This is a genomic window from Sphingomonas cavernae (assembly GCF_003590775.1).
Taxonomy (GTDB): Bacteria; Pseudomonadota; Alphaproteobacteria; order Sphingomonadales; family Sphingomonadaceae; genus Sphingobium_A; species Sphingobium_A cavernae.
Genome location: NZ_QYUM01000003.1, coordinates 1,155,697 through 1,171,445, shown reverse-complemented (window position 1 = coordinate 1,171,445; position 15,749 = coordinate 1,155,697). Strand labels below are relative to the sequence as shown.

11 protein-coding genes are annotated in these 15,749 nt (G+C 64.0%); 5 read left to right on the top strand and 6 right to left on the bottom strand.

Going from position 1 to position 15,749, the window contains the following annotated elements; translation table 11 throughout:
• Nucleotides 1–139 precede the first annotated feature (139 nt).
• Complete coding sequence (tsf, locus tag D3876_RS13230) at nucleotides 140–1,066, bottom strand: translation elongation factor Ts (protein ID WP_119762874.1); 927 nt, start codon at nucleotides 1,064–1,066, stop codon at nucleotides 140–142.
• Between the two features lie 89 nt (nucleotides 1,067–1,155).
• Complete coding sequence (gene rpsB, locus D3876_RS13225) at nucleotides 1,156–1,971, bottom strand: 30S ribosomal protein S2 (protein WP_119762872.1); 816 nt, start codon at nucleotides 1,969–1,971, stop codon at nucleotides 1,156–1,158.
• Between the two features lie 294 nt (nucleotides 1,972–2,265).
• Between rpsB and D3876_RS13220 the strand changes: the two genes are divergently transcribed.
• Nucleotides 2,266–2,511 (top strand): hypothetical protein, encoded by a 246-nt coding sequence (locus tag D3876_RS13220; RefSeq protein ID WP_147417659.1) that lies wholly within the window; start codon nucleotides 2,266–2,268, stop codon nucleotides 2,509–2,511.
• Here D3876_RS13220 and D3876_RS13215 read toward each other — a convergent pair.
• Together D3876_RS13215 and D3876_RS13210 are read right to left on the bottom strand one after the other, a co-directional pair.
• Nucleotides 2,471–3,250 (bottom strand): CDP-alcohol phosphatidyltransferase family protein, encoded by a 780-nt coding sequence (locus tag D3876_RS13215; protein ID WP_119762868.1) that lies wholly within the window; start codon nucleotides 3,248–3,250, stop codon nucleotides 2,471–2,473. The genes D3876_RS13220 and D3876_RS13215 overlap by 41 nt on opposite strands.
• Entirely contained in the window at nucleotides 3,247–3,981 is a 735-nt protein-coding gene (locus D3876_RS13210) for a phosphatidylserine decarboxylase (protein ID WP_420801962.1), read from the bottom strand. The genes D3876_RS13215 and D3876_RS13210 overlap by 4 nt, the downstream gene beginning before the upstream one ends.
• A 111-nt stretch (nucleotides 3,982–4,092) precedes the next feature.
• Here D3876_RS13210 and D3876_RS13205 point away from each other — a divergent pair, with 111 nt between their 5' ends.
• Nucleotides 4,093–5,313 carry an NADP-dependent isocitrate dehydrogenase gene (locus tag D3876_RS13205; protein WP_119762866.1) on the top strand — a complete coding sequence of 407 codons (1,221 nt, stop codon included), beginning with the start codon at nucleotides 4,093–4,095 and terminating at the stop codon, nucleotides 5,311–5,313.
• Between the two features lie 3 nt (nucleotides 5,314–5,316).
• A complete protein-coding gene (locus D3876_RS13200) occupies nucleotides 5,317–6,927 on the top strand; it encodes a bifunctional GNAT family N-acetyltransferase/carbon-nitrogen hydrolase family protein (RefSeq protein WP_238475359.1) in 1,611 nt (536 codons plus the stop codon).
• A gap of 3 nt (nucleotides 6,928–6,930) precedes the next feature.
• Here the strand turns inward: D3876_RS13200 and ybaL are convergent, their stop codons facing one another.
• Nucleotides 6,931–8,541 (bottom strand): YbaL family putative K(+) efflux transporter, encoded by a 1,611-nt coding sequence (gene ybaL / locus D3876_RS13195; RefSeq protein WP_119762864.1) that lies wholly within the window; start codon nucleotides 8,539–8,541, stop codon nucleotides 6,931–6,933.
• 242 nt (nucleotides 8,542–8,783) lie between these two features.
• Between ybaL and D3876_RS13190 the strand changes: the two genes are divergently transcribed.
• Nucleotides 8,784–10,562, top strand: a complete 1,779-nt coding sequence (locus D3876_RS13190; protein ID WP_119762862.1) for a cation:proton antiporter domain-containing protein — start codon at nucleotides 8,784–8,786, stop codon at nucleotides 10,560–10,562.
• Nucleotides 10,563–10,815: 253 nt separating this feature from the next.
• Here the strand turns inward: D3876_RS13190 and alaS are convergent, their stop codons facing one another.
• Nucleotides 10,816–13,470 carry an alanine--tRNA ligase gene (gene alaS, locus D3876_RS13185; protein WP_119762860.1) on the bottom strand — a complete coding sequence of 885 codons (2,655 nt, stop codon included), beginning with the start codon at nucleotides 13,468–13,470 and terminating at the stop codon, nucleotides 10,816–10,818.
• A 219-nt stretch (nucleotides 13,471–13,689) separates the two neighbouring features.
• Between alaS and D3876_RS13180 the strand changes: the two genes are divergently transcribed.
• Nucleotides 13,690–15,723, top strand: a complete 2,034-nt coding sequence (locus tag D3876_RS13180; RefSeq protein WP_119762858.1) for an elongation factor G — start codon at nucleotides 13,690–13,692, stop codon at nucleotides 15,721–15,723.
• The last annotated feature ends 26 nt before the right edge of the window (nucleotides 15,724–15,749 follow it).

Below are 15,749 nucleotides of genomic sequence, written 5' to 3'. Positions count from 1 at the left end.
GAAATCCGATATCAGTTGAGGAGGTGGCGCGGACCTTAGTCAGGCCGTGCGGCTCTGCCAAGCGTCAGGGACGATTCTTCAAAAAAGAGGCCGCCGCGATCGATGTGATCGCGACGGCCATTCTTTCCGGATCAAGAAATCAGGCGACGCCGGCTGCAGCCGCGACTTCGGCAGCGAAGTCCGATTCCTTCTTCTCGATGCCCTCGCCGAGCTGGAAGCGGACATAGTCCTTCAGCACGATCGGGCTGCCGGCTTCCTTGCCAGCAGCGGCAACGACGTCAGCGATCTTCGTCTTGTTGTCCATCACGAAGAGCTGGCTGAGCAGCGCGTTTTCCTTGCGGAACTTCGCGATGGCGCCATCGACCATCTTGGCGACGATCTCGGCGGGCTTGCCCGATTCCGCGGCCTTTTCGGCGGCGATCGCGCGCTCACGCTCGACGAGATCGGCGTCAAGGCCTTCCTCGTTCAGCGCCAGCGGGAAGGCAGCGGCGATGTGCATCGCGATCTGCTTGCCAATCGCCTCGAGCTTGTCGGCAGCCGCCTCGCTCTCGAGCGCGACGAGCACGCCGATCTTGCCGAGGCCAGGGGCCGCAGCGTTGTGGACGTAGGAAACCACGGCACCCTTATCGACCGAAACGGCCTTGGCGCGACGCAGATTCTGGTTCTCGCCGATGGTGGCGATATTGCTGGTCAGCTTCTCGCCGACGGTGCCGCCTGCAGGGTGTGCGGCATTGACAAGCGCATCGATGTCGTTGCCGGTTTCGAGCGCGATGCCGGCGACGGTGCGGACGAAATCCTGGAACTGGTCGTTCTTGGCGACGAAGTCGGTTTCCGAGTTGACCTCAACCGCCGCGCCCTTGGTGCCGGCGACAGCGACGCCGACCAGACCTTCGGCGGCAGTACGGCCGGCCTTCTTCGCAGCGGCGGCGAGACCCTTGGTGCGCAGCCAGTCAACCGCGGCTTCCAGATCGCCATTGGTTTCGGCCAGCGCCTTCTTGCAATCCATCATGCCCGCGCCGCTGCGCTCACGCAGTTCCTTCACGAGTGCGGCTGTGATCTCCGCCATGAGATGTTCCTTTCAGTTCAATGGTAAAACGGGCGAGGCAAGCGCGTGACCGCGCCCTACCCCGCCCGCATTGCAGTTTCGCGAAATGCTCAGGCGTCGGTCTGGCGCTCGGCCTCGGCAGCCGCCTCGGCCGGAACCTGCTCGTCCTCGGTCACGGCGAGTGCAGGCTCGACCGGAGCCTCTTCAAGCGCACCGATGTCGACGCCGCGGGCCTGTTGCGCGCCCTGGCTGCCGCGGGTGGCGGCGATCGCGATGGCGTCGCAGTAGAGACGGATCGCACGGCTCGCATCGTCGTTCGCGGGAACCGGGAAGGCGATGCCGTCGGGCGAAACATTCGAATCGAGGATCGCGACGACGGGGATGCCAAGCGTGTTGGCTTCCTTGATCGCCAGCTCTTCCTTGTTGGCGTCGATGACGAACATCACGTCGGGGATGCCACCCATGTCGCGGATGCCGCCGAGCGACAGCTCGAACTTGTCACGTTCGCGGGTAAGCTGGAGCACTTCCTTCTTGGTGAGGCCGTGCGTATCGCCCGAAAGCTGCTCCTCGAGCGCCTTGAAGCGTTTGATTGACTGCGAGATGGTCTTCCAGTTGGTGAGCATGCCGCCCAGCCAGCGATGATTGACGAAATGCTGGCCCGACTTGCGCGCTGCTTCCGCGATCGGCTCCTGCGCCTGACGCTTGGTGCCGACGAAGAGCACCTTGCCGCCGCGCGCGACGGTCTGGTCGACGAAATCGAGCGCGCGCGCAAAGAGCGGCACGGTCTGCGACAGGTCGATGATGTGGATCCCGTTGCGATCGCCGAAGATGTAAGGCTTCATCTTCGGGTTCCAGCGGTGGGTCTGGTGGCCGAAATGCGCGCCGGCCTCAAGCAATTGGTGCATGGTGACGACAGGTGCCGCCATAGTCTTTCTCCTTCCGGTTAATCCGCTGGGAAGCATGAACCGCAGGCGAGCCCGCAGCACCGGTATGTGCGCTTCCCATGTGGGATGGCGGCGCGCTTAGCCGGATCGGGCGGGGAAATCAAGTCAGGCTCGGCAAGGTCGACGTTTTGCGACGTACAGGGTCGGTGGAACGCGACCCTTGACAACAGAACACAACATGAACATTACTATCCACCCAAGCCCCAACGGGATCTGCCCGCGGCGCGTTGCGTAAGCCGCGGGCAGATAACCACGGCAAAGTTATTGGAGGTTGCGATGGCCCAGTTTCTTTCGACCGCGCTCTTTCTGGCGACGCTGATCGCTGCGCTCGCGACGATCGCCGCGATGCTCCGCGGTCATGCGGATGCAATCCTTCACGCGCTGGCAGGCCGCTCGCTCAAGGCCGCTGCGCTCGAAGAAAATTATGCTCTGGGAGCGGTAAACTTCGTCAGCGTCGCGCCGCGGCGCATCCGCAACGTGACTATGCCCCGGCGCCCTGCGCCGCTGCGCGTTGCCGCCTGACACGAGCATAGCTGCGGATCCCGAACGGGATCGCCAGCAGATACAGCACGCTGATGACGGAAAGCGTCGCCCATGGCGCCGAGAGCAATGCCGCACCCAATATGCCCACGAGCGCGAGCACCTCAAGCCGGATGTGTCGCCGCAGCCGGAGCGAAGACCAACTGAACGTTGCAAGGTTGGAAATCATCAGGAAAGCGACAAAGGCTAGCCAGGGCGCGACAATATAGACTTCGCGAAAAACCAGCTCGCCCGTCCAAAGCCAGAAATAGAGTGGCAGCATGGCGAGGCCGGCGCCGGCGGGCGCCGGCACTCCGGTCAGGAAACCTGCCGATTTGTGCGGTTGATCTTTCACGTCGATATTGGCGTTGAAGCGGGCAAGCCGGAGCGCGCAGCATACCGCGAGCGACAGCGCGAAAACCCAGCCGAACTGCGGCAGGAACTGCAACGACCAGAGATAGATGATGATCGCCGGCGAAACCCCGAAGGCAATCACGTCCGACAGCGAATCAAGTTCGGCCCCAAAGCGGCTCTCGCCTTTCAGAAGCCGTGCAATCCGCCCGTCGATGCCGTCAAGGCAGCCCGCAACGATGATCGCCGCTGCTGCCTTTTCCCATTCGCCCGCAATACCGAAGCGGATTCCCGTCAAGCCGCAGCACAGCGCAAGTGCGGTCACCGCATTGGGAATCAACGCGCGCAGCGGAATGCCGCGGCGCGGGCGGCTATGGGCGGGATCGTTCATTGCGGGATAGCGCCCAGCGCCTGCCCCTCGCCCACGACCGCGAGAATCGTCTCACCCGCCACGATGCGCTGGCCGAGCGCTACCCTGGGGGCAGTGCCCGCGGGCAGATACACGTCAACGCGACTGCCGAAACGGATAAGGCCGATGCGCTGGCCCGCGGCGACGATATCGCCAGGCTTGACGAAGGGTACGATGCGCCGCGCGACGAGCCCCGCGATCTGGGTGAAGCCGATGCGCAGGCCGTTGCGATCCTCGACCAGAATGTGCTGACGCTCATTGTCCTCGCTGGCCTTGTCGAGATCGGCGTTGAGGAACTTGCCCGAGATATAGACGACGTTCTTGACGGTCCCGCCGATCGGCGAGCGATTGATGTGCACGTCGAAGACGCTCATGAAAATCGAGACGCGCGTCATCGGCACGTCGCCCAGCCCGTCGGGCCCGGCCATCTCGCGTGGCGGCAAGACGTTCTGAATCAAGGTGATCATGCCATCGGCGGGCGCGACGATCAGCCCCTCGCCCTGCGGAACCGAACGCACGGGATCGCGAAAGAAGGCCGCGACCCACAGGGTGATGCCAGCCATCGGCCAGGCGAGCGTCTCCCATGCCATCCAGGCAAGGAACAGCGTGATCGCGCCCGCGATGAGGATGAATTTGCGGCCCTCGGGATGCACCGCCGGCCAGCGCCATTTCACGCCGACCGCTGTGCTCTCCGCTTTTGTCAGATCTGTCATGCGCCCCTATTAGGCGGCGATCTCGACAGTTACAACGGCGGCGCGGTTGATAAGCCGGCAAACTGGTCCTAAGGCCACCCGCGAACCATCCCCGGGAGAAAGAGTGCGTCCATGGCGAAGATCAAGGTGAAGACCCCCGTCGTCGAGATCGACGGCGACGAAATGACCCGCATCATCTGGCAGTGGATTCGGGAGCGCCTGATCCTTCCCTATCTGGACATTGATCTCGAATATTACGACCTCTCTATCGAGAAGCGCGACGAGACCGACGACAAGATCACCGTCGATTCCGCCAAGGCCATCAAGAAATACGGCGTCGGCGTCAAATGCGCGACGATCACGCCCGACGAGGCTCGCGTCGAGGAGTTCAACCTCAAGAAGATGTGGAAGTCGCCCAACGGCACGATCCGCAATATCCTCGGCGGCGTTGTCTTCCGCGAGCCGATCGTCATCAAGAACGTTCCCCGCCTGATCCCGGGCTGGACCGATCCCATCGTCGTCGGCCGTCACGCCTTTGGCGACCAGTATCGCGCCACCGATTATCGCGTCCCCGGCCCCGGCAAGCTCCGCCTCGTCTTCGAGGGCGATGACGGCACGGTGATCGACGAGGAGGTTTTCCAGTTCCCGTCGTCGGGCGTCGCGCTTGCGATGTATAACCTCGATGATTCGATCCGCGACTTCGCGCGCGCCAGCATGAACTACGGCCTCGGCCTCGGCTGGCCCGTCTATCTGTCGACCAAGAACACGATCCTCAAGGCCTATGACGGCCGCTTCAAGGACCTTTTCCAGGAAGTCTTTGAGGCCGAATTCCAGGACAAGTTCAAGGAAGCCGGCATCGTCTACGAGCACCGTCTGATCGACGACATGGTCGCTTCCGCGCTCAAGTGGAGCGGCAAGTTCGTCTGGGCCTGCAAGAATTATGACGGCGACGTCCAGTCGGACCAGGTCGCGCAGGGCTTCGGTTCGCTGGGCCTGATGACCTCCGTGCTGATGACGCCCGACGGCAAGTGCGTCGAGGCCGAGGCAGCGCACGGCACGGTCACCCGCCATTTCCGCATGCACGAGCAGGGCAAGGCAACCTCGACCAACCCGATCGCGTCTATTTTCGCATGGACCGGTGGCCTCAAATACCGCGGCAAGTTTGACGGCACGCCCGACGTGACACGCTTTGCCGAAACGCTCGAGCGCGTCTGCGTCGAGACCGTCGAGCAGGGCGCGATGACCAAGGACCTCGCGATCCTGATCGGCCCCGATCAGGCGTGGATGACCACAGAACAGTTCTTCGAGGCAATCCGGTTGAACCTCGAAAAGGCGATGAGCGACTGGAAGTAATCAGTGGCGCGGACGGGCGGCACGCGACTTGAAGTAAGGCAGGCGAAGCTGGCCGATGTGCCAGCGATCCAACGCCTCATCGCGCGTGCCTACCCCGAACTCCCCGGCTATACGGCCGGGGTCGTCCGCGGCCAGCTCAATAATTTTCCCGAAGGCCAGTTCGTCGCCACCTTCAACAGCAAGATGGTCGGTTATTGCGCCTCGATGCGGATATCGGGCGCGATCGCGCTCAAGCCGCATGACTGGGACGAGATAACGGGCAAGGGCTTCGGCTCGCGTCACGATCCCACCGGCAATTGGCTCTACGGCTATGAAATGTGCGTCGATCCGAAGCAGCGCGGGCTTCGCATCGGCCAGCGGCTTTACGACGCCCGCAAGGCGCTTGCCGAGCGCCTGGACCTTTCGGGCATAGTCTTCGGCGGTCGGATGCCGGGTTATTCCCGCGTCCGTCGCAAGGTCGAGGGCCCCGAGGACTATCTGAAGAAGGTCGTCGAGGGAAAGCTGCGTGATCCCGTCATCGGCTTTCAGCTCAGCAATGGCTACGAGCCGATCGGCGTACTGAAGAATTATCTGCCCGAGGACAAAAAGTCGCTCGGCAATGCGGCGCACATGGTGTGGCGAAATCCCTATGTCGATGAGACGTCAGCGCCCGAATTCCGCGTCCCCCGCGACGTCGAAAGCGTCCGCCTTGCCACGTGCCAGCTCCAGGCGCGCGCGGTTGCCGATTTCGATGAATTCGTCAGGAACGTCGAATATTTCGTTGATGTAGCAGCCGATTATCGCTCGGACTTCATAGTCTTTCCTGAACTGTTCACCCTGCCCCTGCTGTCCTTCGAAACGCGAAAGCTGTCGCCTGCCGAGGCGATCGACGCCCTCACGGCCTATACGCCGCGGATCGAGAAGGAACTCGCGCGCATGGCGCTCGAGTACAACATCAACATCATCGGCGGCTCGCACCCCACGCGCACCGACGATGGAGATATCCAGAACGTTGCCTATGTCGCGCTTCGCGACGGCTCCACCCATGCGCAGGAGAAGATCCACCCGACGCCCAACGAGCGCTACTGGTGGAACATCAAGGGTGGCGACGCGATCGATGTCATCCAGACCGATTGCGGGCCGATCGGCGTCCTCATCTGCTACGACAGCGAGTTTCCGGAACTTGCGCGCCGGCTCGTCGATCAGGGCGCGCGGATCATCTTCGTCCCCTTCTGCACCGACAGCCGCCAGGGCTATCTCCGCGTGCGCTATTGCTCACAGGCCCGCGCGATCGAGAACCAGTGCTTCATGGTACTCTCGGGCAATGTCGGCAATCTGCCCAATGTCGACAATATGGACATCCAGTATGCGCAGAGTTGCATCCTGACGCCCTGCGACTTCCCCTTCGCGCGCGACGGTATTGCCGCCGAGGCGACCGAAAATGTCGAAACGCTGACCATCTCCGACGTTAACCTGGCTGACCTCACATGGGCGCGCGCCGAGGGCACGGTGCGCAATCTTAACGACCGGCGCTTCGACCTCTATCATATCGAATGGGATGCCGGGCACGGCCATGGCGGAAACATCCCGACCAGCCCGCCCACCTCGGGTTCGCACGGCGCCGGGGGCGGCTGATCGTCAGGCCGCCGCGCGCGCCTGCTCGACCATACGTCGCGCGATCTCCCTTTCACCCATGATGGCGAGATCTGCCCCCATCTTCTCGAGATGCGCAACCTCGTCCTCGGAATGCGCGCGTGCCACGATGCGGATGCCGGGGTTGAGCCGTCGCGCCTGTTCGATGATCTGCCCCGCCTCAAAGCTTTCGGGGATGGCGACAAAGAGCATGCGCGCATCAGCGATCTTGGCGGTTTCCAGAATGTCGACGCTGGCGGCATTGCCCGTGATGACGAGCGCCTTGTCCTCGTCGGGAAGGTCGATGACATCATCCTCGGCCTCGATCACGGTGAAACGCTCGCCCGAACCCATAAGGCTTTCGCCGACGATGCGCCCCACGCGCCCATAGCCCACGAGCACCACATGCCCCTTGGAGGGAGCTTTCAGCGTGGCTTCAGCTATCGGCTCCGTCTTGCCCACCAAACGATCAATCAGCTTGAACAGGAAGGGATTGAGCATGATCGAGATGATCGCGCCCGCGAGGATGAGATTGCGGGCGTCGGCCGGGATCAACTCCAGGCTTGCACCAAGCGTCGCCAGAATGAAGGAAAACTCGCCGATCTGCGCAAGGCTGGCCGCAATGGTCAGCGCGGTTTTCGACGATCGTCCAAAGGCGCGGACGATCGCATAGGCCGCAATCGACTTACCGAAGATGATGATCGCGACCGTCGCAACGAGCGGCAGCGTGTCGGTGAGCAGGATGCTCGGATTGAACAACATGCCCACCGACACGAAGAAGAGCACCGCGAATGCATCACGCAGCGGAAGCGTTTCTTCGGCGGCGCGTTGGCTGAGCGGGGATTCGGCGAGGATCATGCCCGCGAAGAAGGCTCCGAGAGCAAAGGAAACCCCGAACAGCATCGCAGCTCCGAACGCCACGCCGAGCGCGATCGCGAGCACCGCCAGCCTGAACAGCTCGCGCGAGCCGCCATGCGCTATGGAGTGCAGCACCCACGGGATCAGGCGTCGCCCGACGATCAGCATGAAAGCGACAAACGCCACAACCTTGCCGATCGTGACGAGCAGCGTCATGGCAAGATCCGCGCCACCCGCATTGCTGGCCAGCGCCGGCAGAAGCACGAGCGCCAGCACCATGACGAGGTCCTCGACGATCAACCAGCCGACCGCGATCCGCCCGCGCTCGGTGTCGAGGATGCGGCGCTCCTGCAGCGCGCGGAGCAGCACAACGGTGCTTGCGACCGACAGCGCGAGGCCGAAGACGAAACCGCCTGCCAGCGACCAGCCGAGCAGATGCGCGAGCCCCATCCCCAGCAGCACGGCAAGCGCGATTTGCCCAAGCGCGCCGGGAATGGCGATCTTGCGGACCGCCATCAAATCCTTGACCGAAAAATGGAGCCCGACGCCGAACATCAGCAGGATCACGCCAAGTTCCGCAAGTTCGTTCGCCAGGTGCTGATCGGCCACATAGCCAGGCGTGAATGGTCCGACTACGACGCCCGCCAGCAAATATCCGACCAGCGGCGAAAGGCGCAGGCGAAAGGCAAGTGCGCCGAAGATGAACGCAAGCACAAGCCCGCCAACGATGATTGCGATTAGCGGTGTGGCATGCGGCATGCGTTATTGCGCTCCCCTTTTTCAGTTCCGCCATGATCTAGGGCCGAGGCGCGAATATTGCGACCCTGAACCGCAGTTTTTATGACCTGAGCGCCAGAGCCTTTCCCGGAAAGGCGGAATCGCCTTTCCGGATAAGAAAGGCTCTCAACCCAATACCTTGAGCACTTCCAGGCCGAAAAACCGGTTCCCACTTTTTCGGGAAGTGCTCTAGAAATCATGCTGCATCGCCGCAATGATGGCGCATGGCATTTGAGATCGACTCCCCCGCCTTCAGTGATTCGCTTGTGGTCCTCGGCGCGGCGGGCGTGGTCATCCCCGCCTTTGCCCGTTTCCGCGTAAACCCCGTGATCGGGTTCATCCTCGTGGGTGTGCTCGTCGGTCCCGCCGGACTCGGATCGTTCGTCGACCGTGCCCCCTGGCTGTTCCACATCACGATCACCAACCCGGAGTCGATCAAACCCTTCGCGGAACTTGGCATCATCCTGCTGCTTTTCTCGATCGGCTTGGAACTGTCGTTCAAGCGGCTGTGGACGATGCGGCGGCTCGTCTTCGGGCTCGGGGCGGCCGAGCTGCTGCTCTCTGGCCTCGCACTGGGCTTCGTGCTCTTCCTGATGGGGCAAAGCTGGGCTGGGGCATTGGGGCTGGGCATCGCGCTCGCGCTTTCTTCCACTGCGCTGGTGTTGCCGATGACTGGCACCCAGTCGCCCGTCGGGCGCGCGGCCTTCGCGATGCTTCTGTTCGAGGACGTCGCGCTGGTCCCGATCATCTTCGCACTGGGCGCGCTTGCGCCCTATGCCCAATCGGCCGGCCTTGAAGGTATGGCGCGTACGCTTTGGGTCGGCGGGCTCACCATCGCCGCGATGATGGTGCTCGGGCGGCTGGCGCTGCCGCGGCTTTTTGCGCAGGCAGCACGGACCAAGAGCCCCGAACTCTTCCTCGCCGCCAGCATGATCGTGGTCATTCTCGCCAGTATCGCGACCGCGGCGGCAGGGCTTTCGCCGATCGTCGGTGCGCTGCTCGCGGGTCTGTTGATCGCAGAGACCGAATATCACACCGAGGTCGAGGTTATGACCGCGCCATTCAAGGGGCTGGCGCTCGGCGTGTTCCTGATCACGGTGGGGATGAGCCTCGATCTGCGCGTTATCGCCGCCAACTGGATGGCGCTGACCGGCGCGGTGGTTGGCGTCGTACTCCTGAAGACAATCATCACCGCGTTGCTGCTGCGTTTCACGGGCGCACGCGCCGCCGTCGCCGCCGAGACCGGACTGCTCATGGCCTCGCCGTCCGAAACCACGCTGATCGTGCTCGCCGCTGCAGCGCAGGCGCAGCTCATCCTGCCTTCGACCGCAGCCTTCTGGCAGATCGTGACCGCTCTGGGCCTGACGATCACGCCGCTGCTCGCGCGGATCGGACGCGATGTTTCGCGTCGCGTCGAGCTGCAAGAGACCGAGGAGAGCGTCGCCGGCGCGACCGAAGGCGCGGGCCCCCGCGCGATCATCGTCGGGTTCGGACGCGTCGGTTCGCTGGTCGCGCAGATGCTCAAGGTGCATGGCAAGCCAATGGTTGCGATCGAGGCTGATATCGACGCGGTGGCGTTGGCGCGACGCGAAGGATTTCCTGTCGTTTTTGGCGATATTGCGCGCCCCGGCATGATCGATCGCCTCGACCTCGGCAATGCCGGCGCGCTGATCCTTACGATGGACGACCCCGTCCAGACCGTGCGGATCACAGCGCAGGTTCGCAAGCGCTTCCCCGATCTGACGATCGTGGCGCGTGCGCGCGACACCGATCACGCCGCGGAGCTCTACCGCGCGGGTGCCACCGACGCGGTGCCGGAAACGCTCGAAAGCTCGCTCCAGCTCTCCGAGGCCGTGCTGGTCGACATGGGCGTCGCGATGGGACCGGTGATCGCATCGATCCACGAAAAGCGCGACGAATTCCGCAAGGAAATCAAGGAGGCGGGCGAGTTGGACCGCGAGCCGCGACTGCGGCGGACGCGATTGGGCGAGGTCGAGGGGTAGCCCCTTAACTTCACTTAGCTTCGCATTTTTCCCGCAAACGCGCATGTTGATTCGTCCTGCCCACGGACCCGAACCGATCGCGCCCGCGAGGAAAATGACAGGAACGAAGTGTGTAGGACAGCGCGATGCGGGCGGCACTGGCGTAGCGCCGCGCTGGCTGGGTCGAACCCGGTGTCATTCCTGCTTTCGCGGGAATGACACGTGATGTGCATTCCGTGCCTTACACCGGGATGCCGGCAAAACGCCGTGTCGATCAGGCGGGAACGCTCTGAAGCGCGTCGCGGATCGCCGCCAGCGCCTCATCGCCCTTGTCCCCATCGGGACCACCGCCCTGCGCCATGTCGGGGCGACCGCCGCCGCCCTGCCCGCCGAGCGCCGCGACCGCGGCTTTGACGAGATCGACCGCGCTCACGCTGCCCACCAGATCGTCGGTGACGCCGACCGCGACCGAGGCGCGGCCGTCATTGACCGCGACGAGCGCCGCGATCCCTGAATCAACGCGCGTCTTCATGTCGTCGACCGTGCCGCGCAGTCCCTTGGGATCGAGGCCCTCTACGACCTGGCCGAGGAACGCGTAACCGCCGACCTGCTCGGGCCCCGCCGCTTCCGCCGTACCGCCGCCGCCCATGGCAAGCGCCTTCTTCGCATCGGCGAGTTCGCGTTCGAGACGCTTGCGCTCTTCCATCAGCGCGGCGACGCGCGCGGGCACGTCGTCGGGCGCGGTCTTCAGCGCAGCGGCGGCTTCCTTCAGGCGTTCATCGCGCGCCACGAGCCAGGTGCGTGCGCCTTCGCCGGTCAGCGCCTCGATACGGCGAACACCGCTCGAAACCGCGCTCTCGGAAATGATCTTGAAGATCGCGATGTCGCCGAGCGCACGAACGTGCGTGCCGCCGCAAAGCTCGACCGAATAGGTCTTGCCCGCATCGGCGCCCATCGAAAGCACACGCACCTCGTCGCCATATTTCTCGCCGAACAGCGCGAGCGCGCCCGCAGCGACCGCGTCGTCGGGGGTCATGAGGCGCGTCGAGACGCTTTCATTGCCGCGGATCTGCGCGTTCACATCAGCCTCGATCGTGGCGATCTCGACCGTGGTGAGCGCACTCGGATGCGAGAAGTCGAAGCGCAGCCGATCGGGCGCGACAAGGCTGCCCTTCTGCGTCACATGGCCGCCAAGGCATTCGCGCAGCGCCGCGTGGAGCAGGTGCGTTGCCGAGTGATTGGCACGAAGCTGCGTACGGCGCTCGGCGTCGATCGCGAGATGGACGGTGTCGCCCACCGCAATGCTGCCGCTTTCGACCTTCGACTGATGCGCGTGAAGCCGGCCAAGCGGTTTTGACGTATCTTCAACAATGACCTTCAACCCTTTGTCACTGCTTATGATACCAGCGTCGCCCATCTGACCGCCGCTCTCGCCATAGAAAGGGGTCTGGTTGGTCAGAATCACGACCGCATCGCCCGGCTCGGCCTTGTCGACGCGGATGCCGTCCTTGACGATCGCGACGACCTCGCCCTCACCTTCAGCCGCGGTGTAGCCGGTGAATTCGGTGCCGCCATGCTCCTCGGCAATGTCGAACCAGACCTCTTCCGAGGCCTTGTCGCCCGAGCCCTTCCAGGCGGCGCGCGCGGCGGCCTTCTGTTCCGCCATCGCAGAATCGAAGCCGGCACGGTCGACGAGCAACGACTGGGCGCGCAGCGCGTCCTCGGTCAGATCATAGGGGAATCCGAAAGTATCGTAGAGCTTGAACGCGGTTTCGCCGGGAAGCGTGTCCCCGGCCTTGAAGCCCGCCGTCGCCTCATCGAGCAGGCGCAGGCCATTGGCGAGCGTCTGGCGGAACCGCGTCTCTTCCTGCTGGAGCGTCGCCTCGATCAGCGGCTGGGCGCGGACGAGCTCGGGATAGGCGCCGCCCATTTCCGCGACGAGCGCGGGGACAAGGCGGTGCATCAGGGGCTCCTTCGCGCCGAGCAAGTGCGCGTGGCGCATCGCGCGGCGCATGATGCGGCGGAGCACATAGCCCCTGCCCTCATTGGCAGGCAGCACGCCGTCAGCGACGAGAAAACCCGAGGCGCGCAGATGGTCCGCGATCACGCGGTGGCTCGCCTGATTGTCGCCGGTGGTGGCGGTCTTCGTCAGTTCGCCCGACTCGGCGATCAGCGCCTTGAAGGTATCGGTGTCGTAGTTGTCGTGGACGCCCTGGAGTACCGCGGCGAGACGCTCGAGCCCCATGCCCGTGTCGATCGAGGGACGCGGCAGATCGCGGACGATCTCGTTGTCTTCCTGCTCATACTGCATGAAGACGAGGTTCCAGATCTCGACGAAGCGATCGCCATCCTCATCGGGCGATCCCGGAGGGCCGCCGAAGATGTGATCGCCGTGATCGTAGAAGATCTCGGAGCATGGACCGCACGGGCCGCTGTCGCCCATCGCCCAGAAATTGTCCTTGGTCGGAATGCGGATGATCCGGCTTTCGGGCAGGCCCGCGATCTTCTTCCATAGCTCGAACGCCTCGTCATCGGTGTGATAGACGGTGGCGGTGAGCTTGTCGGCGGGAAGGCCCCATTCCTTGGTCAGCAGCGTCCACGCATGCGTGATCGCCTGTTCCTTGAAGTAATCACCGAACGAGAAATTGCCGAGCATCTCGAAAAAGGTGTGATGCCGCGCGGTATAGCCGACATTGTCGAGATCATTGTGCTTGCCGCCCGCGCGGACGCACTTCTGGGACGAGGTCGCGGTCGAATAGTCGCGCTTCTCCAGCCCCGTGAAGACATTCTTGAAGGGCACCATGCCGGCGTTCACGAACATGAGCGTGGGATCGTTGTGCGGAACGAGCGGCGCGGACTGGACGCGCGCATGGCCCTGCCCCTCGAAATAGTCGAGGAAGGAGCGGCGAATGTCGTTGGTCGAGGTCATGAGACGCACTTAGGTGAGCCGAAGCGGTGTGAAAAGGCCGTGATTGGTGTTCGCCGCCGATTAATGCGCATGGACTGCCCATTTCGAGCGCTGGCGGAGCGCATCGTCGCAGAGTATGAAAAGGCGAAGCTGCGCCTCAATACCCGCCGGACGGGAGAGCCGCGTCCCGTCCTGCCTTGATCCGCGGGCTGGAAGGATGCGGCCTGAAGGAGAGCCATCATGGAAACCATGAAAGGAGTCCGGGCTGTGGCGCTTGTCGGCCCGGCAGGAGCCGGCAAGACAAGCCTCATGGAAGCGCTGCTGTTCGCCGCCGGCGCGATCAGCCGTCAAGGCGCGGTGGAAGCCGGTACGAGCACGGGCGACGCGAGCCCGGAGGCGCGCGCGCGCGGCGGATCGACAGAGATCAACCTGGCCCGGCTCGAATATCTTGGAGATCGCTTTGCGCTGATCGACACGCCAGGGTCGATCGGCTTCGCCGCCGACGGCGACGCCGCGCTCAGCGCCGCAGACCTTGCGCTGATCGTGATCGACCCCGACCCCGCACGCGCATCGCTCGTTGAACCGGTGCTGCGACGGATCGAGGAACTCGGCGTTCCGCACGCCATATTCGTCAACAAGATCGACCAGGCGCGCGGTTCGATCCACGAACTGCTCGCCGCACTGGAGCCGATGAGCAGCGCAACGCTGCTCGCGCGCCAGATTCCGATACGCGAGGGCGAGAAAGTGAAGGGCTTTGTCGATCTCGCACTCGAGCGCGCCTATCATTATCGGCCGGGCAAGGAATCCGAACGCATCGACATTCCGGCGGACATGGCGGACCGCGAGGCCGCAGATCGCTTCCATATGCTCGAACAGCTCGCCGACCATGACGACGACCTGCTCGAGCAGCTCATTTCGGATCAGACGCCCAGCCTGGACATGGTGTGCGCCGATCTGGCGCGCGAGGTGCGCGAAGGGCTGGTGGTACCCGTGCTCTTCGGATCGGCGCTGAACGGCTTCGGGATTCGCCGGCTGCTCAAGATGCTTCGCCACGAAGCCCCGGCGCCCGAAGCCGCCGCCGCGCGCATCGGCGCAACCGATCCAAGCAGCTATGTGCTCAAGATCTCCCACGGCAGCCCGGTGGGAAGGCTGGCCTATGCCAGGGTCTGGGGCGCGCCGCTGGCCGAAGGCGGCGAACTGATCGACCCTGCCGGAGAAGCGACCCGCATTGGCGGGTTGTTTTTTGTCCAGGGCGCCAACACCGCCAAGACGAGCAACGCCGATCCCGGCGACGTGATCGCGATCGCCAAGGTCGATTCGGTGCACAGCGGCGACCTTCTCGGCATCGGGCGCAAGGTGACCGCGCCCACGCGCACCGCGTCCGCGCCGGTAATGAACAGCGCGGTTGCGATCTCGACGCAGGATCGCAAGGATGATGTCCGGCTGTCGGCCGCGCTCCACAAGCTGGTCGAGGAAGACCCCTCGCTCCGCTGGGGACATGATGAAAGCGCACGCGAGATGCTGCTGCGCGGGGTGAACGACGAGCATCTTCAGGCGACGATCGCCAAGCTCAAGCGGCGCTATGGCGTGGCGGTCGACACGCGCAGGCCAAGCGTGCCCTACCGCGAATCGATCCGGAAATCGGTGACCCAAAGGGGACGCCACAAGAAGCAGTCGGGCGGACACGGCCAATATGGCGACGTCATCATCGAAGTGCACCCGCTCGAACGCGGCGCTGGCTTCGTATTCAACGAAAAGATCACCGGGGGCGCGATTCCCAAGCAATGGATCCCCGCGGTCGAGCTTGGAGTCCGCGACGCGATGGAGCACGGACCGCTGGGTTTTCCGGTGGTCGACGTCGGCGTGACGCTGATCGACGGGTCCTTTCACAGCGTCGACAGCTCCGAACTTGCCTTTCGCCTTGCGGGACGGATCGCGATGTCGGAGGCGCTGCCGGGGTGCGTGCCCTATCTGCTCGAACCGATCTGGCAGGTGGCCATCCTGACCCCGGGAAGCGCCACGTCGCGCGTGAGTTCGGCGGTGTCGAGCCGGCGCGGTCAGGTACTCGGCATCAACCCGCGCGAGGGCTGGTCGCGCTGGGACCGGATCGACGTGCTCCTGCCCGAAGCGGAGCTGCACGGGCTCGATGCCGAGCTGCGTTCGCTGAGCCAGGGCCTGGCGAGCTTTGAGGCGCGGTTCGACCATCTCTCCGAACTGGGCGGCAAGCTGGCCGAGCACATCGTCCAGCACGCAAAGGCAAGCGCCGCCGTCTGACACGGCGCTGCGCGGGCAAGCCATCC

What these genes read in the sequence shown, in the direction of transcription:
- tsf (WP_119762874.1), bottom strand. Translation starts at nt 1,066, where the DNA reads ATGGCGGAGATCACAGCCGCACTCGTGAAGGAACTGCGTGAGCGCAGC.
- rpsB (WP_119762872.1), bottom strand. Translation starts at nt 1,971, where the DNA reads ATGGCGGCACCTGTCGTCACCATGCACCAATTGCTTGAGGCCGGCGCG.
- D3876_RS13220 (WP_147417659.1), top strand. Translation starts at nt 2,266, where the DNA reads ATGGCCCAGTTTCTTTCGACCGCGCTCTTTCTGGCGACGCTGATCGCT.
- D3876_RS13215 (WP_119762868.1), bottom strand. Translation starts at nt 3,250, where the DNA reads ATGAACGATCCCGCCCATAGCCGCCCGCGCCGCGGCATTCCGCTGCGC.
- D3876_RS13210 (WP_420801962.1), bottom strand. Translation starts at nt 3,981, where the DNA reads ATGACAGATCTGACAAAAGCGGAGAGCACAGCGGTCGGCGTGAAATGG.
- D3876_RS13205 (WP_119762866.1), top strand. Translation starts at nt 4,093, where the DNA reads ATGGCGAAGATCAAGGTGAAGACCCCCGTCGTCGAGATCGACGGCGAC.
- ybaL (WP_119762864.1), bottom strand. Translation starts at nt 8,541, where the DNA reads ATGCCGCATGCCACACCGCTAATCGCAATCATCGTTGGCGGGCTTGTG.
- D3876_RS13190 (WP_119762862.1), top strand. Translation starts at nt 8,784, where the DNA reads ATGGCATTTGAGATCGACTCCCCCGCCTTCAGTGATTCGCTTGTGGTC.
- alaS (WP_119762860.1), bottom strand. Translation starts at nt 13,470, where the DNA reads ATGACCTCGACCAACGACATTCGCCGCTCCTTCCTCGACTATTTCGAG.
- D3876_RS13180 (WP_119762858.1), top strand. Translation starts at nt 13,690, where the DNA reads ATGGAAACCATGAAAGGAGTCCGGGCTGTGGCGCTTGTCGGCCCGGCA.